The organism is Nostoc sp. UIC 10607 (genome assembly GCF_047228265.1).
In the GTDB taxonomy this organism is placed as follows: domain Bacteria; phylum Cyanobacteriota; class Cyanobacteriia; order Cyanobacteriales; family Nostocaceae; genus Nostoc; species Nostoc foliaceum_A.
Map to the genome: position 1 here is coordinate 105,859 of NZ_JBIQNW010000002.1, position 24,823 is coordinate 130,681.

A 24,823-nucleotide genomic window follows, 5' to 3' on the forward strand; every position below is an offset into this window, starting at 1 on the left:
CTTATTTACATTTAAACTGGGTGTGATTTTAAATTACTGAGACTACTTTGCTTCAGTTTCAAAGCTAATTTGCTCAGACTTATATGATGGTGGCTCGACGTGAATTAAAATCCTCACTGGACGGAACCGTTCTTCTAATCGACTTTCTACTTCTTCGGTGATGTGATGGGCGTTTTCTACGTCTGGTGCATCTACTATTAAATGCATTTCAATGAACACTTGCCGACCAAGAACACCGCGAGAAGCAATATCATGACAGTTAATTACACCTGGAACAGAAGTAGCGATCGCATGAATTGCTTCTGGTGCGATCGCCATTTGATCCACAAGCCAAGGCAAATTCTCTTTTAAAACTGACCAGCCACTCCAAAATACCAACAAGGCGACAGGAAAAGCTAACACCAAATCCATCCATTGATAACCTAGCCAAACTCCTATCAATCCGCCAATTACAGAGATTGTCACCCAAATATCGCTCATGGTATGTGTAGCATCAGCTATGAGAATTGAGCTACCTACACGCCTACCCACACTGCGTTCGTAAAACGCCACAAAAATATTCACACCCAGCACGATTAGTAATAACCACAACTCAGGTGGCGATATTCTCACAGGTTCACCACCACCTTTGAGAATTCGCTCGATTGCTCCTTGCAGAATTTCAAAACAAGCTATTCCTAAAAACGAGGCTATTCCTAACGCTCCCACAGCTTCAAACTTGCTGTGTCCATAGGGATGCTCGCGATCGGGTTGTGGAGAAGAAAATTTACTTGCAATTAATCCTAAAACGTTGTTAGCACTATCTGTCACACTATGGAGTGCATCAGCTAGCAAACTTAAAGAACCTGTCCAGTAGCCCACAAGTGCTTTCAATCCCATTACAAACAGATTGAGCAGTAGGGTAATAATTAAAACCTTTCGCACTTCGGCGCGGTTATCGTAAGTCATGGATAATTTATCACATCAAGTTCTATGACTTCTAATGTAGAACTCAAAATACAAATAAACACAAATAAACTGTATCAAAGTCTTACACAGTAATAATTAAGTCTCTCTATAACCTCTATTTTTATAGCAACTTGTTGAGATTATTTTTAACTAATAACCGCTATAAGCTAGATAAGCATTAGTAATGACTTTCCAGATCAAAGCGGATATTTAGCATTAATTATAGGAATATTTTAATTTGTTATTCATACATTCAGTCAGTCCATACTGATTTGTATTCAAACATATTATGACGACTATCAATGGTCTCTACTTACTACGGATAACTAACGAGCTTAATGAGTTCTATTTACTAGAACACCAATTCAGTAATCCTGGAAGAACCTCTCCCGCAACCCCTCTCCGATGCAAAGAGGGGAGTTTGGCTCTCCCTTCCCTGCTAGGGAAGGGGGCTGGGGGATTAGGTTTTTGATTACTGAATTCGTATTGGACTTTTAAGGAGCAGGAGAGTTGCCAAGTAGTTGAAATCTTGTTGACCTTTATGCTTAAAATTGCACAAGAGGTTTATTTAGCATCTACTAAAAGCTAAAGTCAACCCTTTGCAGGACTCCGATAAGCAATGCTGACTGAAATTTTGCCTTTCCGCTTTGAGTTAAACACGATCGCGATCGCAGGAGCGAGTTTGTGGTCATTGGCGCTGTATCTAGGTTTTTCCCCAGTCAATGAATGGGTAATCGAGCAACTCAATCGCTGGTTTAACTTTGCCGAGCGATCGCTTTACACCAGCCAGACAGAATTTGAAAAGACTCGTAAAGCCAGAGAATCCCAAAATGCTTTTTATGCCTCATTGTTTAGCATCGCGCCTTTTTTAGTAGTTGGTGCTTTATGTAACTGGGGTCTGGAAATTAGTTTAGGTGAGAGCTGGGGAATTAGTACAGGTATATTAGCTTGTATGGGTGCTGGCATTTATGAACTTGGACGCAGGGATGGAGAATCTTCGGATTAATGAAGATCAGGGGGATGGGGGAGAAATTTATGACTTCTTTATCCACTCTCCATTAAGCAACACTATGTAGGCGCAATAATACGTCCCTAATCCGAAAGATTAGATTTTTTGATTAGAATTATGGAGCATAGAAATTTATTAAAAATAACAATTATGAAAAAACTTTTAGTGAGCTTGGCATTAGTGTCAGCAAGTATTTGTACAGTACTATCTGTATCTGCTTTGTCAAATGCTTTGTCAGATCGTTGCTCAATTCAGAATCAACTTAGCACCCTTCCGCCCGAAATATTCCAAAAAATCTTTCCTGAAGAAACTAATCGGTTAACTATATTTCAAAAACGTCCGCTGACATCAGCTTCGGAAAAGGAGATTAGGCAAGCTGCTGTAAACTATACTCTTGCGAACTCTTGCCGATTTAAGATACTCAGCGGCACACCGGAAGCAATCTTTGCCCGTTCAATCAAAGCTGCTGAAATTCCTTCTACTGGTTTTGGTGAGTTTGAGTTTATGGGTAAAGAACCACCATTGATGTTAGTAGTAGTCAAAGGAAACTTTGACATTAGCGGTTCCACCTCTGGCAGCTTTCAAAGTTCAAATCCTCGTCGTTCAACAAAGTACACGGCTTATATTTTTGACCTCCAGGCTGGTACACCAATTTTTTCAGCGACTGGATTGGCAGGAAAATACTTCCGCAATGCCCTTAATGACTCAACTTTGCCAGATGATTTAGAATCTGTTGATCTTTAATTGTTACTAAATTTCCTCACCAACAATCTGTGCTATCTTCTGGGCTGCACCACTTTCACCGCGAATCTTACGGAGTTTAGCGCGGATATCAGCCAATTTTTCTGGATGGGCTAATAAGTCTAAAACCATTTCCCCAACTTCTTGCGGTTGAAGTTTACCCATAAGTTCTGGCACTATCTCTTCCCGTGCCCAGATATTTGGCCATGCTAATAAACCTTTGTGTCTCACAAATCTCAGGAATAACCAATTAATCACGTTGGCAAAGGATGTACCTACCCCTGGCAGATTTGCCAACAACCCAGGTAAACCATCCCAAGCACGCATGGCATCAAGTTGCTGTGTTGGCAGCAAAACAATCATTGGCACTCCCAAAGCACCAAGTTCGGCAGTGTTTGCCCCCACTGTAGTTAAGCACATGCAGCACCGGGACAATAAATCATATGCAGGGTTTTCTTGCCACAGTTCCACAGTTAAGCCCGTTGTTGTTTTGAGCAATGCCTTGCTGTTATCATCCTTTGGCACAATTAAGGAAGCACCACCAAAGCCAAAGGTTTCAGCAATAGGGTTCTTTTGGGGATCGGCAAAACTAGCTAAAGTTTGTAAATCCAATGTTGGGGCTACAGGAATCACAAACTTGGTTTGGGGTCTTTTTGTATGAACGTATTCGGCAATGCCTAGACTTAATGGTACTCCTTGGGCTAATTTTGCCGCTTTTGACCCAGGGAGTAAACCAATTAATTCAGTTTTGAGTGATGGATTAATAGGCAGAGGGGAATTTGAATCTAGGCTTTCCCCTGCTTCTACCATCAAATCACCGACAACGGTGAATTTGTGAGCATATTTTTGGGGGAGATCGGCAGCAACTTCAGGTTTCATCACGCCAAAGCGGTCAATCCAGTTATGCCAACGGGCTGACCATTCAGCGTAAACTACTGTGCGATATCCCAGCTTTTTGCCTATGACTACAGGGAAAATTTGATCGCCACCGAGGAAAACAACTACACCGCGACTTCTCCAATCCCAATTATCAAATGTTTTACCCCAAAGTAAAAATGGCCAAAAATGCTCTGCTCCCTGTACTCTATCTACTTCTGGGTAAGAAAGAGCGATCGCAGCCTCTTTACCACTAGCATTTGAGCAAGGTGATAATACCACAGAAATCCTGACTACAGAACGGTCATTTCCTAGTTTTTGCCGCAATGCCTTCACTACTGGACGCACCCAAGTTGTTACTTCACCTGGGCCATTTGAAAGGATGAGAATATCTACTTGAGTCATTAGTTAACAGGCAAATATTACCTAATTCGTTCCTATGTTATAGGTATATACTGTAGCTTGTTGATGAGATTTGATAACCTAGAGTCGGCAGTCAGGATACAGTTCAATCCTGGATTTTGAATTTTGAATTGCTTATCTGTGGTCTAAATGCCTAGCCTCAAACTCTCGTTGAATGGACTGCAAATTGTCAAACAAGCTCGTCAGGAAAAAGGTTGGACAATTGATAATCCACGCTGGTTAGAGGAAGCAAGTCAAATTCTCGAACCTGGACCTGACTGGGAAAATGCAGATGTATTTGCTGCGGGTATATCTTTACCGACATGGAAACGCTTCCTCAAAGGTAATGCCATTGATGCTTCTGTATTCAAAGCCTTTTGTCAAGTTTTGAGTTTGAATTGGCAAGACTTGCTTGAACGTCACCTCAATTCATCTCTATCTGGTAAAACCCAAATCCCAAATATTCCTTTGTTCTTTGGACGACGTTACGAACTGGCGACACTCACTCAGGCAATTGAGCAAGGAACGCGCCTGATTGCAATTACAGGGATGGGGGGTATCGGTAAAACGGTTGTAGCAGCAAAACTTGCCGCAGCTTGTGAATCGAGTTTTCAGCAAACTCTGTGGTTTGGATTTCATCTGACTCCACCAACAATAGATTCACTTCCGTCTTTACCACCAAAAACCCTGCTAATTTTTGATGGTTGGGATCGGATTTTGGGTGGTGATGTCTGCGAGGGGCTACGCCTACGCGCGGGGCAATATCGTTTAGAATACGAATCCTACGCTGGTTTTCTGCGATCGGTAGTGCAAACAAATCATTCGAGTTGTGTGATTTTGACCAGTCGAGAACAACCAGAAGGATTAAATACCCTGAGTGGGAATGGTGCAGTTATTTTCCCACTCGGTGGTTTGATGGAAGGTGCAATTGAGCTTTTGCAGCATCATCAACTCACCTTTGATGCCCAGCAGTGCCAAATGGGTTTATGAAAAGATAACATTGCCTCAGATTTGCGATTATATCGAAGACGATCATCTCAGTTGTGGTGAAGAAAGCCTAATTCCCGAAAGCTTTTGGGGAAATGGTCATCCTCCACAAACAAAGCAATTAGCTATTGAACAGTATCGGATCAGAAATTATTCGGAAGCTGTACGTCTATTTGAAATTGCTTTCAATCAGGATTCAGATCCAGAAACTTTAATTTACCTCAACAATGCCAAAATTCAAATTCAATTTCCAGCAGCGCAGATTCGGACGATCGCAGTTGCGGTTCCCCTAGAACGTCGTACTACCATAGGTCTAGAAATACTCAGGGGTGCTGCTCAAGCTCAGACTCAGGCACTGAAAAACGGTCAACCCTTACGGATGATTATCGCTGATGATAATAATCGTGACGATAGCAAAGCTGGAAATAATGCCCGCAAAGTTGCCCAAAAGTTGGTGAAATATCCAGATTTACTGGCTGTTTTGGGTCATTACAGCAGCGAAGCTACCAAACAGGCTCTACCAATTTATACCCAAGCACGGGTAGTTTTAATTTCTGCAACCAGCACCTCAGATAATCTCACAAGTCCTTTTTTCTTCCGTACTTTCTCCAGCGATCGCATTACCGCCCAAAATATGGCAACCTATTTGTTCTCTCAACTACAACAGAGCCAAGTTGCTATTTTTTACAGTCAGGGTAGTGAGTATGCCGAATCTCTATCAAACGCATTTCGCCAAGCAGCAAAATCGTTTCCGGGTGATGTTATTGACCACCAACCAGCTTTCAATCTTGCCAGCGATCGCTTTGATGCTAAAGCCTCATTAAATCAAGCAAAAGCCCAAGGTGCAACGGCGATTGTTCTCATCCCAGATGCAGGAGTAGGATTGTATAATGCGATTCCCAATGCCTCACAAGTAATTCAGTCGAATGTCAACCAATCTTGGATTGTTGCGGGTGATAGTCTCTACAACTCTGACTTACTCAAATCAGATAAAGGTTTGTCGCTAAAGGAAATCCAACGCTTGGTATTTGCGATCGCATGGCATCCCATAAACGATATTAACTCTGGGTTTGTCCACCAAGCTCAAACCCTCTGGAAAATCGATCCTACTGAATATTACCTGGCGAACTGCCACCAGCTACGACGCAGTATTGGTATTAAGCAAAGCCTTGACACCAAATTCCACCCGCATCGGCATTCAGAAAACACTTGCAATGGCTCAATTTTCAGTTACAGGCGCAACGGGAGTCATTCAATTTCAAGGGAGCGATCGCCACCATGCCAAAATTGCGATCGTTGGAGTGCGTCCCAATTGTAATTCCAGTGGTTTTGTGTTTACACCGAGCGATCGCCCTCTGCTATGTAAAGAAAAATTTACAAATAGGTGAGCGAATACTTTTAAACACAGTCAACAATTACAAAGAAATATTTCGTTTTTTATATCGATTTGTGTCATATAGGCGATAAAATGCCTACTGGGCAAGCGTTTTCTGATAAAAAACAGATATTGCCTAAAAGATCACAAGTTACCTGTGGCTGATGATGCCGCTAGGAACTTCCAGAGAGAACACGCATCAAAGGAGCCGAAGAAGCATGTTCACACACGTCAAGTCCACCATTAGACACATTGCGCCTGATAACTTACGCGGACGTAGTTTAATCAAGGTGGTCTATGTCGTGCTTGAGTCCCAGTACCAGAGTGCATTGTCGCAAGCGGTTCGCACGATTAACGCGAGCAATCCCAACTTGGCGATTGAAATCAGCGGGTACTTGATTGAGGAACTCCGCGACCCAGAGAACTACGAAGAGTTCAAACGAGAAATTGAGAATGCGAATATCTTCATCGCTTCCCTCATTTTCATCGAAGACTTAGCACAGAAAGTAGTAGCAGCAGTAGAACCACACCGCGATCATCTGGACGTTTCCGTTGTCTTTCCCTCCATGCCAGAAGTAATGCGCCTGAATAAAATGGGCAGCTTTTCCTTGGCACAGTTGGGTCAGTCAAAGAGTGTAATCGCCCAATTCATGCGGAAACGCAAAGAAAAATCCGGTGCTGGATTCCAAGATGGGATGCTGAAGCTTTTGCGAACGCTGCCGCAAGTGCTGAAGTTCCTACCAATGGATAAAGCACAAGACGCGCGAAATTTCATGCTCAGTTTTCAGTATTGGCTAGGTGGTTCACCAGAAAATCTGGAAAACTTCTTGCTGATGCTAGCTGATAAATATGTATTTAAAGGTTTAGAGAAACAAAATTTTGCACCTTCTACATATGAACAGCCGGTGGTTTATCCCGATTTAGGGATTTGGCATCCTTTGGCTCCCAGTATGTTTGAAGATGTCAGAGAGTACCTTAATTGGTACACAGCTCGTAAGGATATTTCTAGTGATCTCAAAGATCCCCTAGCTCCTTGTGTTGGGTTGGTATTGCAACGCACTCACCTAGTTACAGGGGATGATGCCCATTATGTAGCGATGGTGCAAGAGTTGGAAGCACTAGGCGCACGCGTACTACCTGTGTTTGCTGGTGGTTTGGATTTCTCCAAGCCTGTGGATGCCTACTTCTACGAACCAACTACTAACATCCAGTTAGTAGATGCAGTGATATCGCTGACTGGTTTTGCTTTAGTGGGTGGGCCAGCCAGACAAGATCATCCCAAGGCAATTGAGTCACTCAAACGCTTAAACCGTCCTTATATGGTGGCGTTACCCTTAGTCTTCCAAACCACAGAAGAGTGGATGGATAGCGATTTAGGGTTACATCCAATTCAAGTAGCTTTGCAAATTGCAATTCCTGAATTGGATGGAGCAATTGAACCGATTATCTTATCGGGTAGAGATGGGACTACAGGGAAAGCGATCGCACTGCGCGATCGGGTTGAAGCTGTAGCCGAACGCGCCTTAAAATGGGCTAATCTCCGCCGCAAGCCGAAGCTTGATAAAAAAGTCGCCATCACTGTTTTCAGCTTCCCGCCAGATAAAGGCAACGTGGGAACCGCAGCGTACTTGGATGTATTCGGTTCCATCTACGAGGTGATGAAAGCCCTCAAAAATAACGGCTACGACTTACCAGAATTGCCAGAATCCGCCGAAGCGTTGATGCAAGAAGTCATCCATGACGCTCAAGCGCAGTACAACAGCCCGGAACTGAACGTTGCTTACAAAATGTCGGTTCCTGAGTATGAGGCGCTAACCCCTTACTCTCAACGTTTAGAGGAAAACTGGGGCCCACCTCCCGGACATCTCAACAGTGACGGGCAAAATCTGCTAATTTATGGTAAGCAATTCGGTAACGTTTTCATCGGCGTCCAACCTACATTCGGTTACGAAGGCGACCCGATGCGGCTGTTGTTCTCCCGTTCAGCTAGTCCTCACCACGGTTTTGCTGCCTACTACACTTACCTAGAGCAAGTTTGGAAAGCTGATGCTGTACTGCACTTTGGTACACACGGTTCCTTGGAATTCATGCCGGGTAAACAGATGGGGATGTCTGGTGATTGTTATCCAGATAACTTGATTGGCTCAATTCCCAATTTGTATTACTACGCAGCGAATAATCCAAGTGAAGCGACAATTGCCAAACGCCGGAGTTATGCCGAAACAATTTCTTACTTGACACCGCCGGCAGAAAATGCTGGTTTGTATAAAGGTTTGAAGGAACTCAGCGAATTAATTGCTTCCTACCAAACCTTGAAAGATAGTGGACGCGGTGTTTCCATTGTTAACAGCATCATGGATAAATGCCGGATCGTGAATCTGGATAAGGATATTGACCTGCCAGAAACCGATGCCAGAGATATGAGTACCGATGAGCGGGATAATATTGTTGGCAACGTCTATCGCAAGTTGATGGAAATCGAGTCGCGGTTGTTGCCTTGTGGTTTGCACGTCATTGGTAAACCGCCAAGTGCAGAAGAAGCGATCGCAACTCTAGTCAACATTGCTAGTCTAGATCGTCAAGAAGAAGAACTTCAAGGCTTGCCCGGAATTATCGCCAACAGCATTGGGCGTAAAATTGACGATATTTACCAAAATAACGACAGAGGCATTTTAGAAGATGTCCAGTTATTGCAAGATATCACCTTGGCAACCCGTGCAGCAGTTACCGCCCTTGTGCAAGAGCAAATCGACGCGGAAGGACGAGTTTCTCTAGTTTCCCGGTTGAATTTCTTCAACATGGGCAAAAAAGAACCTTGGGTGGAAGCATTACATAAACTCGGCTATCCCAAAGTTGACACCACAGCCCTAAAACCCCTATTTGAGTATTTGGAATTCTGCCTGCAACAAGTTTGTGCAGACAACGAACTCGGAGCATTACTCAAAGGCTTAGAAGGCGAGTACGTCCTACCCGGCCCTGGTGGCGATCCCATCCGCAACCCGGATGTATTGCCCACGGGTAAGAATATCCATGCACTTGACCCCCAATCCATCCCAACAACAGCAGCAGTCCAATCAGCCAAAATCGTTGTAGACAGGCTTTTGATCCGTAACAAGGCAGAAAATGAAGGAAAATGGCCAGAAACCATCGCCTGCGTCCTCTGGGGAACCGATAACATCAAAACTTACGGCGAATCCCTAGCGCAAATTATGTGGATGGTTGGCGTGCGTCCAGTTCCAGATGCCTTGGGACGGGTGAACAAGTTGGAATTGATATCTCTAGAAGAGTTGGGAAGACCCAGAATTGATGTGGTAATCAACTGTTCTGGTGTATTCCGCGACTTGTTCATCAATCAAATGAACCTGCTAGACCAAGGCGTGAAGATGGCAGCCGAGGCAGATGAACCCTTAGAAATGAACTTTGTTCGCAAACACGCTTTGCAACAAGCTGAAGAAATGGGGATTAATCTGCGTCAAGCAGCAACGCGCGTTTTCTCCAACGCTTCTGGTTCCTATTCGTCAAATATCAACTTGGCGGTAGAAAACAGCACTTGGGATAGCGAAGCCGAGTTGCAAGAAATGTATCTCAACCGGAAATCCTTTTCCTTCAATTCCGATAACCCCGGAATTATGGATGAATCCCGGCAGATTTTTGAAAGTACATTGAAAACTGCTGATGCAACTTTCCAAAATTTGGATTCTTCCGAGATTAGCTTAACGGACGTTTCTCATTACTTTGATTCAGATCCCACTAAGCTGGTGGCAAGTCTGCGGGGTGATGGTAAAAAACCAGCATCTTATATTGCAGATACAACCACAGCTAACGCCCAAGTGCGGACATTATCAGAAACCGTGCGTTTGGATGCGCGTACCAAATTATTAAATCCCAAATGGTACGAGGGGATGCTGTCTCACGGTTACGAAGGTGTGCGCGAACTCTCCAAGCGATTGGTGAATACAACAGGTTGGAGTGCGACAGCCGGCGCTGTGGATAACTGGATTTACGAGGATACTAACGAAACCTTCATCAAAGATGAAGAAATGCAGAAACGGTTGTTGAACCTTAATCCCCATTCTTTCCGCAAGATTGTATCAACTTTGTTGGAAGTGAATGGACGCGGTTATTGGGAGACTAGCGAGGATAATTTAGATCGTCTGCGCGAGTTGTACCAAGAAGTTGAAGACCGGATTGAAGGGATAGACTAGAATTACATGGGCAGGCTTTATGCCTGCCTTAACAATGAGATAAGGTGAATTATGGATAATTGGCAAGATATTACTGATGATAGATTAGTAAGACCAATACATCCTGGCGAAGTAATTGCAGATATTTTAGATGATTTAGATATTAATACCGCAAATTTTGCAGAAATTTTAGGCGTATATAATCAAACAATTGAAGAAATTATTAATGGTCAAAGAGCAATTACAGTAGATATAGCAATACGTCTTGGTAAAGCTTTAGGAAATGGGCCAAGACTTTGGCTTAATCTTCAGCAAAAAGTTGATCTTTGGGATGCTTTGCAAAGCCATAAAGAAGAATACGAGCAAGTCATGACATTGGTTTAGAAGAAATTGTGAATAATTATTTTTGGCAAGTGGAGATTTATCAGCAATGACAAGAAGTTGAAGTGTTGAAATCGCTTGTTACTTTGTCAGTAGAAGATGTTTTACAGGCGTTTATTTTAAATATTGAAGCGATTTGCTAACTAAATAAAAAAACAAGATTAATGACAAATTTAGACCCACTAGCAATAGAAATTATTGATGAATTGCTTGCAAATACTGGTTCTGATGTGGCTTCAGAGTTAATGAATGATGATACAATAACAGGTTTAATATCTAATAGCGGTTCAATAGGTTGGGGACTTGATACCTACGAAATTGCTGAGGCTTGGTTTATAGAACCTAAAAAAATCAGTTTTTCTGCTGATATTTATTTAGATGCTACGCCAGATGAGGAAACATCAATTCTAGGAACCTCGATTTTAGCAGAGATCCACGGCAAAGCCGTTAAAGAAGACGCAAATTGGGAGATATCTGAGTACGAAATACTAGAAGCTGACTTCTACCCGCCTAATGATTATGATGAATACTATTCTTCAATAATTCTATCTAATACTGATTTTCATAAAACTTTTCAAAAAGATTTAGAAAAAATTGAAGCTTTACTTCACGCTGAAGTAACTGCCAACAAATTAGAACCTTTACATCAAATGATAACACTTGATAAGGATGAGGTACAGCAATATTTGTTTAGATTGCTCTATATCAATGCGATTACCGCTTTAGAGACTTTTTTATCAGATGCTTTTATTAATACCGTTCTAAAGGATCGTGTACTGATTAGAAAATTTGTTGAGTCGAATCCAGAATTTGCAAAATATAAATTCTCTTTAAATGAGTTATTTGTTAAGGTTGATAAGATTGATGATGAAGTTAAGAAATATCTTTCATCACAAGTGTGGCATAACCTGGAAAAGGTTAAACCAATGTACAAAGACACTTTTGATATAGAATTTCCAGAAGATTTGAAGGAGCTTTTTAAAGCAATTAAGAAGAGACATGATTTTGTGCATCGTAACGGGAAGTCAAAGGACGGAGAAGAAATAACACTTACTCAGAAGAATATAGAAGAATTAGTGGCGGAGGCTCGAAAGCTCGTAGACTATATTGATAAGCAATTTGGAAACAACAATATAATTGAAAACAACCATATAAATGGTTTTAATTTCTAAAATACAGAATAGGCGGCCTAACAATTTAGTTGTAGTGGACGGTTGAAAGCCTCCAGTAAGCTACGCTAACCCTCCACTCTTCCACAACAAGCGATCGCCTTGTTTTTGAGGTTTTCTACAAGGCGATCACCTGCAATGCCATCATGGAATCAGTGATCGCTTCTATATTAAATTTTATGGGAATATTCAAGTTGAAATTTTTCTATGGATGCGTTAACTATCAACTTTGCTCCTGTTCTTCAAATAACAGATGAGCAATTCTTCCAGTTATGTCAGATAAATGAATTAATTAGATTTGAACGTAATGCTGATGGCACATTGCTACTAATGCCTCTAGTCGGAGGTTTAACCAGCAACCGCAATGCTAATTTAACTGCTCAACTTGGAGTCTGGAATCGTGATGAGTCACTAGGTATAGCTTTTGGCTCTTCGGTTGGGTTTATTTTTCCAAATGGGGCAGTTCGTTCTCCTGACGCATCTTGGTTAAGACGTGACAGATGGCATTCTCTCACACAGGAGCAAAAAGAGAGATTTCCACCTGTATGTCCTGATTTTGTAGTGGAATTGCGTTCTGATACTGATTGTTTAAAAAGGCTACAAAATAAAATGCAAGAGTACCGACACAATGGTGCTAGATTAGGTTGGTTAATTGATTTAGAAACTCGGCAAGTAGAAATTTACCGCTCTGGTAAAGATGTTGAAGTGCTGCAATCTCCTGCTAGTTTATCAGCAGAAGATATACTGCCTGGGTTTGTGCTTGATTTTGAAGATATCTGGTGAAATGATTAACATACGAAGTGCGATCGCTTTATTGTTGAGGTTTTCTGCAAGGCGATCGCACTGTTGGGCATCAAAGCAAATGCAGCGTTTGATTTGATAGACAAAATCTTGTCCGCTATATTTAAGGTGTACCAGTTGCTTCCTCACTCCAAGTTAATCAATATGGATATCACAGCTACTTTGAACGAAATCGCAACTCTCAGTATTGAAGATAGAATCCGTATTGTACAAGCAATTTGGGATAGCATCGCAGCAGAGCAAGTTTATCCTGATTTAACCGATGCACAAAAGCGAGAGCTTGATCGTCGAACTGCTGACTACGATTCAAATCCAGATAATGTGCTGACTTGGGAGGAAATCAAAGCATCAATTAAGGGACAGCAATGAATTATTTCCTGGTATTTCGCCCAGAGGTTCGAGAAGAACTCAATGAGGCGCACAGTTGGTACGAGAGCTAGAAACCCGGTCTGGGTGACGAGTTTTTAGACTGTGTAGACGAAACGGTGAATCGAATTTCTCAGATGCCAGAATCCTATGTAATTGTCTACGCTGATATTCGACGAGCAGTAGTGCGACGATTTCCCTATGCTGTGTACTATCGGATTGTGTCGAGTCGAGTAATAGTAACAGCAATTTTTCATGGTCGCAGAGATCCAAAATCGTGGCAGACGCGAACCTAACACTATAATTACGAGCGATGTCTAGCGACAAGCTGCTATGCGTATACGCTTTGTTTCTGAGATTTTCTGAAAGGCGATCGCACTTACTCTTCCACAACAGGCGATCGCTTAGTTTTTGAGGTTTTCTGGAAGGCGATCGCTCACTCTTTTGCAATAGGCGATCGCACTTTGGGAAATTTTGCAGATGTACTATACCCCAGCTACGCCTACGCTTCTATATTTTCAACGATATCATAATATGATATCATTATATCTGTGGTTATATTCAACTTAACTGTAAGATGGCTGCAATTGTATTAGTTAAATGGATCTCAATAACAAACAACGTCAGATTTTAGAGTTAATTTTTACAAATCCTGTACCATCTAATATTCTTTGGAAAGATATTGAAAGTTTATTTATAGCTCTCGGTGCTGATATTACTCAAGGTAGAGGTTCGCGGGTTCGTGTGAAATTAAATGATTTGAAAGCTGTTTTTCACGAACCGCATCCTCAAAATGAGACAGATAAAGGAGCAGTCAAATCTGTTAGAGAATTTTTAATTAAGGCAGGAATTGAAATATGATGACTTATAAAGGATACACAGCTAGTATAGAAGTAGATGTAGAAGCTGGAATACTTTTTGGCCAAGTCCTAGATATTAATGACGTAATTACCTTTAAGGCAAAAACTGTAGACGAAGCGCGTCAAGAATTTCAAATTTCTGTTGATGATTATCTTGCTTTCTGTGAAGAACTAGGAGAGGAGCCTGATAAACCATTCTCTGGTAAACTTCCATTCCGCACAACTCCAGAACACCACCGCAAAATATTTATTGCTGCTAAAAAGGCTGGTAAAAGCATAAATGCTTGGATGGATGAAATCTTAACTGGTGCTGCGGATAAAGTAATCAACACTTAGAGCCAATCATTCTAAATATTTTTTTCGCTAAAGTGCATTTACCTTCGGCATTTTTATGGAAATATTTAAGTTTAAAATACGAAGTGCGATGTCTACGACGGGCTACGCCTACGCAACATACACAACAGACGATCGCTTTATTTCTGAAGTTTTCTGTAAGGCGATCGCTCTTTAGAATGACCCCCACAAAGGTTTCCGTCCACTACTCTGAGGCTAACGATTTAGGGCTGATCTCAAACTGTAAATGTGAACGGTAGAAACAAACATCAAACTCCATAAAGAAGTTAACTTGCCCCAAAATCAAAGGTACGTTTGTAGCCTGTGTCCATGCAAATACAAGTTGTACAGCTTCAAATTGCCCAACTACTGCTTGAAGAACCACGACACGCGCCTCGTATTGAGCTAAATTACCTGTCAAACTCAATAGAGTTGTCTGCTGTTCCCACACATACCCAAGCTCAACTCCTACCGAATAAGGAAGCACATTTACGCTTGCTCCAGTATCCAACAAACCGGATGCGATCGCAGAACTTTGCTGGTAGATCAAAGTAAGGGGTAGATAGGGGCGGAAACTGGCTTCGCCCAATGCAACATCAATCGGGATAAAGGAATACCGTTGTGCGTTACGCATGGTCTTGAGTTTTAGCAGCTTCTAGCACTTTTAACATAGTATCTGCTGCTTCAACTGCATCATAAGGCGACCACACAGGATAGGACTGATCGGGCTTAATCAGCTCGGTTTCCTGTTGGGCTAACTCTGAGATTAAAACCTGCATAATATAAAACTTATCTGCTCGACTAAGTTCTCGCAAAGTGGAGATTAATTCTGCTGAAACCATGCAAAGCACTCTAGTAAATCAAGTCTGCTTCTTGATCATAGTTTATTCGTTGGGTTTAACTGCGTTTACCCCAAGCTACAACTAGAATAATCACGTCTGCGACTTACAGGTGAGACAATTCAAGCAGCTAATAATCTTTAATTTTATAAATAAACGTAGACAGGCTTGATATCTGCTTGTTTATCAGAATAACCATTGCGATCGCACACTCTTAATAATCTAATTCTGCTAATACTGTTTGTGGTAACAAAATTTGTTTTTGTTGTATATATAATGTTGAAACAACGCTGTGCATTGCATCTGAACGGTTCAACAATGCTACAACAAAACCCGTATCAGCTACTGCTAAGGTTTTTTCCACGTCCAACCAGATTTTTCAGTAATCTCTTGTTGGAGAATATCTTCTGAGTTTGTAGCCAAATCAGGTGTTCCTGCAAATAAGCCAATTAATGGGTCAGACACAGCATTATAGCGGTTCCCATTCAGATGCAGTACAACATTACATCACGAGGTGTAGGGGCACGGCAGTGCCGTGCCCCTACGGGTGTACTTCACTTCACTGTTTCTAGCAATTGGGTTTCGAGATATAGCCTAACAGCTTCACTGACTATTGATTCAGGAGATTGCCATCGTTGACTAGCCAAGGCGATCGCATTTGCTTGTTTGGCGATCGCATTTGCTTGTTGAGCGATCGCATTTGCTTATTCGGCGATCGCATTTGCTTATTCGGCGACAGCATTTGCTTGTTTGGCGATCGCATTTGCTTGTTTGGCGATCGCATTTGCTTGTTTGGCGATCGCATTTGCTTGTTTGGCGATCGCATTTGCTTGTTTGGCGATCGCATTTGCTTGTTTGGCGATCGCATTTGCTTGTTTAGCGATCGCATTTGCTTGTTTAGCGATCGCATTTGCTTGTTTAGCGATCGCATTTGCTTGTTTGGCGATCGCATTTGCTAATTGTGTTTACCCTGAAACAATATACAGATGGGTATAAACACAGATTAACTCCCAATTATTGCGTTGTAATTAAATCCACAAAACTACTCTTATCACGTAGAAAGACATCCCAGTATGTTGAAATAGAACTATTCCAGAAATATCTCCCATGTCTCTAAGAACTCGCGGTTCTGCTGCTGTAGACAAAGCTCAACGCCGTCTTGCCCTGCTTAAATCCATTAACGAGAATCTGGATTTAGGGCACGGACTAAGCATTGAAGCTTACACCCGCCTTATCGATAACACCCGTGCCATGCTAGAAGCTCATAATACGCTTCTGTCCAATCTTGATGAATCTCGTAAGACCATAACTCAGATGGACAACGCACTCTCGGAACTGTCTGAAAGGATGCTTACTGGAGTTGCTACTATCTACGGCAGAAATAGCATGGAGTATTCAAAGGCAGGCGGCTCAATTAGAAAGCGGAGTGCAAGTAAAAAATCTATTTCACAAGCTCCTTCAGTTGTTGCGGTTCCAACTATAAAACCTACCCAAACTGCAACTAACGGCAAAGGCAGCTTGAGTAATGTCTAAGTTTATTTTAATTCTTTAAGTTCGTAAGGTAGCACAGCTAGCTGTGCTACTCCAAAATCCACGAAGCCTGAAAAAAGTCACGCTCGCAAAACATAGCATAACGGTAGGTTGAATACACAACAGAATTAGTAGCGGCATAATTGTCAACCAAACTTTCTAATTGTTGTGTTAGTGGTTGAAAGTCTGTGCTGCTATAAGTACGAATCCAGTCTGCATATTGATGATTAGGAATGCCGTTACCAGCTAACTGTTCTCCCAAAAAGGCATACAAACGCATACAGGGAGACATCGCCGCAGCAGTTAAACCCACATCTCCACCCCAAGCAGTTGCTAACAAAAAGTCAGTATAGCGGCGGGTGGCGGCTCCTGGTTCCACGGAATGCAAATTGACTCCCCACTGGGAAGCATAGCCACTATGTAACCGTAGTTCTTCTAAAACTCCACTAGCTAAGTTATGAAATGTGGTGAAACCTAACCAGTCTGGTGCTTTAGCTGCGGCGATGCTGTACGCACGGGCAAAAGCTTCTAAGAAAAAAGCATCTTGCCCTACGTAGTAAGCAAATTTCACCTGCTCAAGAGTACCATCGCCAATGCCTTGAACGAAAGGATGCTCTAGGCAAGCTTGGGCTAAGTCTTGATTTGCAGCCCATAATTCCTGAGATAAAGTCATTTGTTATTTGTCATTTGTCATCTGCTATTATCCCTTTGTTCTTTCAACTCTCTCCCTCAAAAAGGAAACTCTTAAAAAGGGAAGAACTGGAGCAATACTGAGCCTAGACTTCCTAAAAAGTCAACAAAACTGGGGCTACCAGTACTTACCTTTTCATTTACGGGCGTTTGCAGTTCTTTAATAAAAGCTTGGGCTGTTTGCGTTCCAAGGCTGTTGTTTTGGGATGTAAACAATTTTTCAGCAACTTGGGCATCTTGGAATGCACCTTGTCTATCTAATACTTGGTAACGAGCAACACCACGAGCTAAATAAGCACCCGCATATTCTGGTTTAATAGCGATCGCTTGATTAAAATAATTAATTGCTTGCTGTTGGTTGCCTTTTTGTGCTTCTGCTACACCCAAAGTATAAAATTCTTCTGGTGAAGCAATCTGTGATGGTATACCAACTGCACCTTGGAAGTTAGTCCCATTCAAGTAAGCACCAGCCAGTTCTGCATTTGCTAAATAGGCATTTCTCAAATCAGCACCCGCCAAATTTGCCCCACTAAATTTAGCTTGGCTCAGGTTAACACCAAATAAACTAGCACCACTCAAGTTTGCACCCCGCAAATCTGCGCCGCTCAAGTTTGCCCGGCTGAGGTTAGCACCTGTGAGATTAGCACCGCTCAAATTGGCTCCAGATAAGTCAGCCATCACTAAACCTGCACTAGTCAAATCACAGTTTTGACATTGTTTGGTAGCCAATAACTGTCTAACATGTTCAGAATTTGCTGCTTGTACGCTTGTTGTCAAACTAATCGTGGTTAAAAAGGCAGCTATGGCTAAAATTTGGTTCTTCATATTCGTGTAATATTTATTACTCAATATTCAACGTTAACTGAGATGGATTTATACCTCAGCCTATGATATGAGCAATCTAAACAGTTTGCCCTCTGTAGTTGCCTATATCACTTGTAAATTTGAGTAAACACTCATTGGTTGTGCAAGTTTACTATCTTCTAATTTTTTGTTCCTCAGGAGTCAGGCTTTAGCCTTGCTATAGTACTTTTTGATAATTAGACATATAGCAGTTACCGCACAGATAAGGTACAGAAAAAATCATTAACCACAGATGAACATATATTCTCGTAGGGGCGCACAGCTGTGCTTTAAGTCAAATATACACAGATGCATTTTTTGATTTTACAAAGAAGCGATGTCTAACGACAAGCCGCTATGCGTCTACGTTTGATGCTTTGACTCAGTAACACATCTCTCTTTTTGCTCCTGTATACCCTGATTTTAAATAAATATGAGACTATAGAAGCATTAAGACAGCCATAAAAACGTGAGTCAGCAAGACAAACTCTTAGAAAAGATCCTCTCTGGGACTTCTGATACAGACATCCCTTTCGCCCAACTGTGGCAACTCTTATATACACTAGGCTTTGATGAACGGATTCGTGGCGATCATCGTATTTTTATCAAAGCCGATGTTGAGGAAATATTGAATCTGCAACATAAGAAGGGAAAAGCCAAAAGCTATCAAATTAAACAAATTCGTGCAGTAATTCTCAAGTATAAGCTAGGAAGTAAAAATGATGTTTCGCTATGAAATTATTCTCTACTGGAGTGAATTAGATCAAGCCTTTATTGCTGAAGTACCAGAATTACCCGGCTGCGCTGCTGACGGTGATACTTATCAAGAAGCCCTGCATAATGTAGAATTAGTTATGCAGGAATGGATAGAAACGGCTAAGGATTTAGGGCGTTCAATTCCTCAGCCTAGACCGCGTTTGATGTACATTTAATTGATACACAAGCTCAGTCAAACTGATTTTTAAGCATCATCAGAAATATTTGACACCATTTGAGATTCGGACGAGAAAAGTTTTCGCTAAAAGACCTAGAAAATTCTATTGGCTGCCATCATTGTATGTAATACCAATTCTGTATGAAGACGCACATAAAAAGACCCCCTGTAGTCCCTCCAAGGCATCGGCTACGGTGTACACACATCTTTGTATAAAATCAAAATCATTGAAGATCCCCCTAAATCCCCCTTTTTAAGGGGGACTTTGAAGGGCTTTTGCCCCCCAATTTATCGGGGGGTTGGGTGGATCAAAAGCTTGTGGGGCAATGTTAAAAGACTTGTGTGTACACCGTAGCCGGAAGGTAAATATATCCAGCTTCACCAAGAAACGGTATAAGTTATAACCCAATACAGTTCAGATAAGACCAAAAAAAATTGTAGAGACGGCGATTTATCGCGTCTCGAAAACCCAAAATTTTATACCAGTAGCGCTTAATTGAACCGTATTGAGTTATAACCAATGTGCTTTAGGTTTACTGATTTGCAGATGACAGAGGAAGTCTAATTAAAAAGGTTAGTTACTGGCAACCTTACAAATCACCATAATATGTGATTTGTATTTATCAGTACTATAGTGAAGAAGTTGCAGTCCAGAACGTTCTAGTTCTTGCAAAAGTTTAGGGATTTCATACTTATGATGTCGCCAAATAGTAATTTCTTCACCTTCAGAGATTTCAATCTTCTTATCTATCCCCATCCGACTGAAGTTTATAGTGTAATTATGAAGAAGTTTCATATTAGCAACTATACTATCTGTTTTTAAATCATACTTTCTTACCAATTCACAATCTTCAGACTTAATCCCAATCTTGCTTTTAACCCATCCATATATTTCTTCTACGTGATACTTGCAGCCACCTCTGACGTTTCCATCCCATTTAGAGTTAGAACCAGTTTCATTGGTGAACACCAAAAAGTCATTTTTTCCCATGCTATCTCTAAAGTTTTTTAGTACCTCATCTCTATTTTGATGATTACCGATGGTAACACCTAAGTGAAAAAAGATTTTTGCTGTGTCGTCAATTTCAATACTAGTTTCATTTTGAAATAATTCTTTGGGTACACAACTATTTTCTATATCAATTGTGGAACTGATGAACTCGACAAGAGGAAACCATTTTGTAAAATTATTTCTAGATAAATGAAGCAATTCCTCGCTAATATCTAAAGCAAGATATTTATTAACCTTTCCCAATTTATTAAGTTTTTGAATAAAATTTTTCACAGGATATGAATTTCCTGCACCAACGTCTACAATATTTACTTTTTTACCACTTTGAATATTGTCATTCAAGTATTTAAAGTTGTCCTTTAAAAGGTCAATTTCTACATTCGATGTTCGATACCATGTAGGAATAATGTATTTTAGATAAAAATCGTCCCAGATTTTTGCACCTCTACCTTTATAAGAATACTTTAGAGGGATTTCTCGCCTAACTTCTAATGCATGGATTATCCCTAAAACTTCTTCTTCAGAAAAAATAGAGTAGAACTCAGAACTTGGCTTTGCTGTGCAATTGATAGCAGTTGACATATCCGAGGGAAGTTGGGAATTGCTATGAAAATTTGGAGCCATTATTCTTGTTCTTTGGTTTTCTTCAATATTTAAATGGATTAGCCGCAATGCTTGCCAAATAGGTATTTTCCCATACCGTTGTCCCAAAATTCGGAGTTTTCACCAAGACGGCAGGAAGCCTACTTGCTTTTTGGGGTGTCCGGGATAGCCGCCCCGCCGCCGTTAACTGTTGACTGATGACGGTTGACGGTTGACGGTTAACAGTCATCAGTCAACGTGAAATTCCATCCCCTTTTAGGTGTGGGATGAGCTTAACAGAGATATGGAGCACTCTCAACTGGCCAATTGGTTTTTTACAATCAAAGTGCGAGATAATTTTCCAAAGATACAGGGGTAAATTCCAGTGGTTCAGCAACCAGAACTCCAGGAAACTTCGTCGATACAGTCAATCCAGCGCGTGCTTAAGAGTTTAAGCACTTACCGATGGACTTCGCTGGGAGCATTAGTCAGCCTGTTGTTGTTGACGATCGCAAACGCAGTTACCCCACAACTATTTCGGTGGGGAATTGATCAGGGCATCATCAAACAAAACTTACAAATTGTGCTATACAGCGCCGCCTGGATGGTACTCGCCGCGATCGCTCGTGGTGTATTTAACTTTGGACAAAGCTATCTAGCAGAAGCAGTGTCTCAGGGTGTAGCCTATGACTTGCGAAACAAAATTTTCAGCAAAATTCAAAATCTCAGTTTCAGTTATCATGACCAAGCGCAGACTTCCCAACTGTTAACCCGTGTCACCAGCGATATTGAGCAGATCCGTACCTTTGTTGGCACTAGCTTAATTCAGGTCATTGGTTCACTTGTAACATTGGTGAGTATTTCGGTAATTTTGCTGGTGATGAACTGGGAACTAGCACTGATTACCCTAACATCAGTGCCTATCGCTGCATGGTTGATGGCACAATTCGTCACTCGGAATAACAAACTTTTTCGGCAAGTACAAGAGCAACTAAGCGACCTTAATGCTGTATTGCAAGAGAACTTACTAGGAATACGGGTGGTGAAAGCGTTTGTACGGGAATCAACCGAAAGGTCGCGTTACACGACCCTAAATGATGGTCTAGTCAGGGCAAACATGAAGACCATTAGCGCCATCCATAATACCTTCCCGTTTATCTTTTTGGTGAGTAACTTGGTAACACTGGCAGTTTTCGGCTACGGGGGAGCGCAAGTGATTGGAAATCGGTTCTCCATTGGCGAACTGGTGGCGTTTAACTCCTACCTAGCCTTGATTCTCCAACCAATTTTGTTGATTGGATTTGCTGCACCCGCGATCGCTCAATCAGCTGCTTCCGCCGAACGTGTCTACGAAGTTGTAGATGCGGAGGTAGAAATTCGTGATTGCCCTGGTGCTGTCCCATTTGACACCTGTGTTGGTAGAATCACCTTTGAAAATGTTTCCTTTCGCTATCCAGGAGCCAGCACCGAAACTCTCAAAGAAGTTTCCTTTGAAACAAAGCCTAAAGAGCTAATCGCCGTTTTAGGGATGACTGGTTCCGGGAAAAGCACAATTATGAACTTGCTTGCCCGCTTTTACGATGTCACAGGGGGAGCAGTTCGCATTGACGGACGAGATGTCAAAGGTTTCACCCTCAAAAGCCTCAGATCGCGGATTGGTATTGTATTTCAGGAAACCACCCTCTTCTCTGGCACAATCCGCGAAAATATTGCCTACGCCAAACCCGATGCAACTCTAGATGAGGTGATTCAGGTTGCAAAAACTGCCCAAATGCACGATTTTATTATCGGTTTACCCAATGGCTACGAGACGATTGTAGGTGAACGGGGTGTGGGCTTATCTGGTGGGCAAAAACAACGAATTGCGATCGCTCGTACCCTACTGACCGATTACAGTATTCTAATTTTGGACGATAGTACCTCGGCTGTAGATGCCCAAACAGCTGCCCAGATTCAAGCCGAACTAGATGGCTTAATGCGCCAAAAAGCTTGTACAACTTTTGTAGTAGCTCAACGCATTAGCACTGTAAAGAATGCCGATCGCATTTTTCTCATGGATAAAGGACGATTGGTGGCACAAGGCACCCACGAGGAATTGATGCAAACCAGCCCGCTCTACGGTGTGATTTTGGAATCTCAAGTAAAGCCGAAGGAGAAAAAATGAGAAGCACAGTTCCCATTGTTGCATCTGAGCAGGCGAGTCAGCAAATTTCCACCCTGCGACGCTTTTTGCAATATCTGCGACTCTATCGCAAAGAAATTCCCATCGCCCTGACATTAGTATTTATTGGTGCTGTCACCCAGGCAATTGGGCCATTTTTCCTCGGTTGGTCGATTGATCGTCTGATTGCACAAGGAAATTTGCAAGGACTGCTACTGTTATTAGGGTTACTAGCACTAAACTACGGACTTGGCGTTTTAGCAATCCGGGGTCAAATTATTCGAGTCGGCTGGATTATGCAGCGATTGCTGGCTCAACTGAGACAAGATATTTTCATTAAAATCCAAAGTTTGCCCCTCAGCTTTTTTGATCGCAGCGAAGCGGGCGATTTAATGAGCCGCCTGCTGAATGATGTCAATACTGTAAATCAGGCATTTGGTCTGACGATCGCGCAAATGCTGGGCAACACTTTCAGTTTGATCGGCATCATCATTGCGATGCTCTCAATCAACCTGCAACTCGGTTTGTTGAGCAATCTGGTTGTACCACTGATGATTTTTACCACAAGCTTGTTTGCACGTTGGGCAAGAGCCAGATTTCGTGTCACCCGACAAACCATTGGGGAGCTTTCCGCCAAGTTAGAAGAAGATATTGGCAGCGTCCGAGAAGCACAGGCATTTAATCGTGTACAGATGAATATTGAAGAATTTGACACTCTCAACGCTGCCAATCGTGATGCCAACGTCGAGGCTGTGGCAATTACTTCTGCCTTTTTGCCCTCCATCGATTTTCTCAACACACTCGCAACAGCAGGCGTGCTGGCCTATGGTGGCTATCTTGCGGTCACCGGAGCTGCAACAGTGGGTGTGGTGACATCCTTTTTACTTTACGTACAGCAGTTCTTCCGCCCGATTCAAATTCTCAGCCAGTTTTACACCCAAGCTCAATCTGCCTTTGCCGGATTAGAGCGAATCTTTCTATTGCTAGATGAACCATCACAACTCCAAGACGCACCCGATGCGACAGAAATGCCGCCCATTCAGGGCGAGGTGACATTTGAGAATGTTAAGTTTGGCTACAACCCAGATCAATTGGTTCTCAAAGGAGTGAATTTGCACGCCTATCCAGGGCAGATGGTTGCATTAGTAGGGCCGACCGGTTCTGGAAAAAGTACAATTATTAACTTAATTTTGCGCTTTTATGATGTATCTGGCGGTGCAGTGAAAATTGATGATATTGATGTGCGTAGCGTTACTCAAGCAAGTCTGCGACGACAAATTGGCATCGTCCTGCAAGACAATATTCTGTTCACTGGCACCGTCGCCGAAAACATAGCCTTTGGCGCTGCCCATGCTACCCAAGCTGATATCGAAGAGGCTGCACAGTTGGCAAATGTGCATGAGTTCATTACCTCACTGCCACAAGGTTATACAACTCAATTGGGTGAACGAGGAGCGCCCTTGAGCCAGGGACAGCGACAACTAATCAGTATTGCCCGTGCGGTGTTGATTAACCCCCGAATTCTAATTCTCGATGAAGCCACCAGCAGCATTGACACGCGTACAGAAGCGCTAGTACAAACTGCGATCGCTCGTTTGCTGCAAGGTCGTACCAGCTTCGTAATTGCCCACCGTCTCAGTACAGTTACTCAGGCAGATCAGGTATTAGTAATTCAGCAGGGAGAAATTGTCGAGCAGGGTACTCACGCCGAACTGATCAATCAGCAAGGTGTATATGCGAACCTTTATGCCCTGCAACTGGGTGCAGCAGACACAATGGTTCTTCAAAACGGAAAGTAAA

General features: G+C 42.2%; 27 protein-coding genes. 17 read left to right on the top strand and 10 right to left on the bottom strand.

The window, feature by feature from the left end; genetic code table 11:
• Window positions 1-42: 42 nt before the first annotated feature.
• Window positions 43-948, bottom strand: a complete 906-nt coding sequence (locus ACEYW6_RS02590; protein WP_412978500.1) for a cation diffusion facilitator family transporter — start codon at window positions 946-948, stop codon at window positions 43-45.
• A 619-nt stretch (window positions 949-1,567) separates the two neighbouring features.
• Between ACEYW6_RS02590 and ACEYW6_RS02595 the strand changes: the two genes are divergently transcribed.
• Both ACEYW6_RS02595 and ACEYW6_RS02600 read left to right on the top strand, forming a co-directional pair.
• The gene (locus ACEYW6_RS02595; protein WP_323199637.1) at window positions 1,568-1,954 is read left to right on the top strand and encodes a hypothetical protein; all 387 of its coding nucleotides are present in this window, start codon (window positions 1,568-1,570) and stop codon (window positions 1,952-1,954) included.
• 153 nt (window positions 1,955-2,107) lie between these two features.
• Window positions 2,108-2,701, top strand: coding sequence for a hypothetical protein (locus tag ACEYW6_RS02600; RefSeq protein ID WP_412978501.1), 594 nt, complete (start codon window positions 2,108-2,110; stop codon window positions 2,699-2,701).
• Window positions 2,702-2,707: 6 nt separating this feature from the next.
• On the opposite strand, the gene ACEYW6_RS02605 is transcribed toward ACEYW6_RS02600, so the two are convergent.
• Complete coding sequence (locus ACEYW6_RS02605; protein ID WP_412978502.1) at window positions 2,708-3,979, bottom strand: lipid-A-disaccharide synthase; 1,272 nt, start codon at window positions 3,977-3,979, stop codon at window positions 2,708-2,710.
• Window positions 3,980-4,126: 147 nt separating this feature from the next.
• On the opposite strand from ACEYW6_RS02605, the gene ACEYW6_RS02610 reads away from it, so the two are divergent.
• The 10 genes from ACEYW6_RS02610 to ACEYW6_RS02655 all read left to right on the top strand — a co-directional run bounded on the left by ACEYW6_RS02610 (window position 4,127) and on the right by ACEYW6_RS02655 (window position 14,435).
• On the top strand, window positions 4,127-4,966 hold the full coding sequence (locus ACEYW6_RS02610; RefSeq protein ID WP_412978503.1) for a hypothetical protein: 840 nt from the start codon (window positions 4,127-4,129) through the stop codon (window positions 4,964-4,966).
• A gap of 10 nt (window positions 4,967-4,976) precedes the next feature.
• Entirely contained in the window at window positions 4,977-6,281 is a 1,305-nt protein-coding gene (locus tag ACEYW6_RS02615; protein WP_412978504.1) for an ABC transporter substrate-binding protein, read from the top strand.
• Between the two features lie 275 nt (window positions 6,282-6,556).
• On the top strand, window positions 6,557-10,543 hold the full coding sequence (locus tag ACEYW6_RS02620; RefSeq protein ID WP_412978505.1) for a magnesium chelatase subunit H: 3,987 nt from the start codon (window positions 6,557-6,559) through the stop codon (window positions 10,541-10,543).
• 51 nt (window positions 10,544-10,594) lie between these two features.
• Entirely contained in the window at window positions 10,595-10,906 is a 312-nt protein-coding gene (locus ACEYW6_RS02625) for a HigA family addiction module antitoxin (protein WP_412978506.1), read from the top strand.
• 161 nt (window positions 10,907-11,067) lie between these two features.
• A complete protein-coding gene (locus ACEYW6_RS02630; RefSeq protein ID WP_412978507.1) occupies window positions 11,068-12,075 on the top strand; it encodes a HEPN domain-containing protein in 1,008 nt (335 codons plus the stop codon).
• A 204-nt stretch (window positions 12,076-12,279) separates the two neighbouring features.
• A complete protein-coding gene (locus tag ACEYW6_RS02635) occupies window positions 12,280-12,855 on the top strand; it encodes a Uma2 family endonuclease (RefSeq protein ID WP_412978508.1) in 576 nt (191 codons plus the stop codon).
• Window positions 12,856-13,017: 162 nt separating this feature from the next.
• Window positions 13,018-13,242 carry an addiction module protein gene (locus ACEYW6_RS02640; protein WP_412978509.1) on the top strand — a complete coding sequence of 75 codons (225 nt, stop codon included), beginning with the start codon at window positions 13,018-13,020 and terminating at the stop codon, window positions 13,240-13,242.
• A 134-nt stretch (window positions 13,243-13,376) separates the two neighbouring features.
• Window positions 13,377-13,535 (top strand): hypothetical protein, encoded by a 159-nt coding sequence (locus ACEYW6_RS02645; protein WP_412978653.1) that lies wholly within the window; start codon window positions 13,377-13,379, stop codon window positions 13,533-13,535.
• A 304-nt stretch (window positions 13,536-13,839) separates the two neighbouring features.
• Complete coding sequence (locus tag ACEYW6_RS02650) at window positions 13,840-14,100, top strand: type II toxin-antitoxin system HicA family toxin (protein WP_334848410.1); 261 nt, start codon at window positions 13,840-13,842, stop codon at window positions 14,098-14,100.
• On the top strand, window positions 14,100-14,435 hold the full coding sequence (locus ACEYW6_RS02655) for a type II toxin-antitoxin system HicB family antitoxin (RefSeq protein WP_199346326.1): 336 nt from the start codon (window positions 14,100-14,102) through the stop codon (window positions 14,433-14,435). Before ACEYW6_RS02650 ends, ACEYW6_RS02655 begins: the two co-directional genes overlap by 1 nt.
• Before the next feature lie 202 nt (window positions 14,436-14,637).
• Here ACEYW6_RS02655 and ACEYW6_RS02660 read toward each other — a convergent pair whose 3' ends face one another.
• From ACEYW6_RS02660 to ACEYW6_RS02675, 4 genes are all read right to left on the bottom strand, one after another.
• Window positions 14,638-15,066: an aspartyl protease family protein gene (locus ACEYW6_RS02660; protein WP_412978510.1), complete on the bottom strand. Its 429-nt coding sequence runs from the start codon at window positions 15,064-15,066 to the stop codon at window positions 14,638-14,640.
• Window positions 15,059-15,274: a hypothetical protein gene (locus ACEYW6_RS02665; protein ID WP_100899550.1), complete on the bottom strand. Its 216-nt coding sequence runs from the start codon at window positions 15,272-15,274 to the stop codon at window positions 15,059-15,061. The genes ACEYW6_RS02660 and ACEYW6_RS02665 overlap by 8 nt, the downstream gene beginning before the upstream one ends.
• A 211-nt stretch (window positions 15,275-15,485) precedes the next feature.
• Entirely contained in the window at window positions 15,486-15,635 is a 150-nt protein-coding gene (locus ACEYW6_RS02670; RefSeq protein WP_412978511.1) for a hypothetical protein, read from the bottom strand.
• Between the two features lie 246 nt (window positions 15,636-15,881).
• Entirely contained in the window at window positions 15,882-16,223 is a 342-nt protein-coding gene (locus ACEYW6_RS02675) for a hypothetical protein (RefSeq protein WP_412978512.1), read from the bottom strand.
• A 155-nt stretch (window positions 16,224-16,378) separates the two neighbouring features.
• Here ACEYW6_RS02675 and ACEYW6_RS02680 point away from each other — a divergent pair, with 155 nt between their 5' ends.
• Window positions 16,379-16,804, top strand: coding sequence for a hypothetical protein (locus ACEYW6_RS02680; protein WP_412978513.1), 426 nt, complete (start codon window positions 16,379-16,381; stop codon window positions 16,802-16,804).
• Window positions 16,805-16,850: 46 nt separating this feature from the next.
• Here ACEYW6_RS02680 and ACEYW6_RS02685 read toward each other — a convergent pair whose 3' ends face one another.
• A complete protein-coding gene (locus ACEYW6_RS02685) occupies window positions 16,851-17,474 on the bottom strand; it encodes a TenA family protein (protein WP_412978514.1) in 624 nt (207 codons plus the stop codon).
• A 71-nt stretch (window positions 17,475-17,545) separates the two neighbouring features.
• Complete coding sequence (locus ACEYW6_RS02690; RefSeq protein WP_412978515.1) at window positions 17,546-18,316, bottom strand: pentapeptide repeat-containing protein; 771 nt, start codon at window positions 18,314-18,316, stop codon at window positions 17,546-17,548.
• Window positions 18,317-18,803: 487 nt separating this feature from the next.
• Between ACEYW6_RS02690 and ACEYW6_RS02695 the strand changes: the two genes are divergently transcribed.
• A complete protein-coding gene (locus ACEYW6_RS02695; RefSeq protein ID WP_190891610.1) occupies window positions 18,804-19,070 on the top strand; it encodes a type II toxin-antitoxin system HicA family toxin in 267 nt (88 codons plus the stop codon).
• Window positions 19,054-19,266 (top strand): type II toxin-antitoxin system HicB family antitoxin, encoded by a 213-nt coding sequence (locus ACEYW6_RS02700; protein ID WP_190891608.1) that lies wholly within the window; start codon window positions 19,054-19,056, stop codon window positions 19,264-19,266. Before ACEYW6_RS02695 ends, ACEYW6_RS02700 begins: the two co-directional genes overlap by 17 nt.
• 576 nt (window positions 19,267-19,842) lie before the next feature.
• Here ACEYW6_RS02700 and ACEYW6_RS02705 read toward each other — a convergent pair.
• Both ACEYW6_RS02705 and ACEYW6_RS02710 read right to left on the bottom strand, forming a co-directional pair.
• Entirely contained in the window at window positions 19,843-20,904 is a 1,062-nt protein-coding gene (locus ACEYW6_RS02705; RefSeq protein WP_412978516.1) for an L-histidine N(alpha)-methyltransferase, read from the bottom strand.
• Window positions 20,905-20,926: 22 nt separating this feature from the next.
• Window positions 20,927-21,112, bottom strand: a complete 186-nt coding sequence (locus tag ACEYW6_RS02710; RefSeq protein WP_412978517.1) for a hypothetical protein — start codon at window positions 21,110-21,112, stop codon at window positions 20,927-20,929.
• A 135-nt stretch (window positions 21,113-21,247) separates the two neighbouring features.
• Between ACEYW6_RS02710 and ACEYW6_RS02715 the strand changes: the two genes are divergently transcribed.
• Window positions 21,248-23,026 carry an ABC transporter ATP-binding protein gene (locus ACEYW6_RS02715; protein ID WP_412978518.1) on the top strand — a complete coding sequence of 593 codons (1,779 nt, stop codon included), beginning with the start codon at window positions 21,248-21,250 and terminating at the stop codon, window positions 23,024-23,026.
• Window positions 23,023-24,822 carry an ABC transporter ATP-binding protein gene (locus tag ACEYW6_RS02720; protein ID WP_412978519.1) on the top strand — a complete coding sequence of 600 codons (1,800 nt, stop codon included), beginning with the start codon at window positions 23,023-23,025 and terminating at the stop codon, window positions 24,820-24,822. The genes ACEYW6_RS02715 and ACEYW6_RS02720 overlap by 4 nt, the downstream gene beginning before the upstream one ends.
• The last annotated feature ends 1 nt before the right edge of the window (window position 24,823 follow it).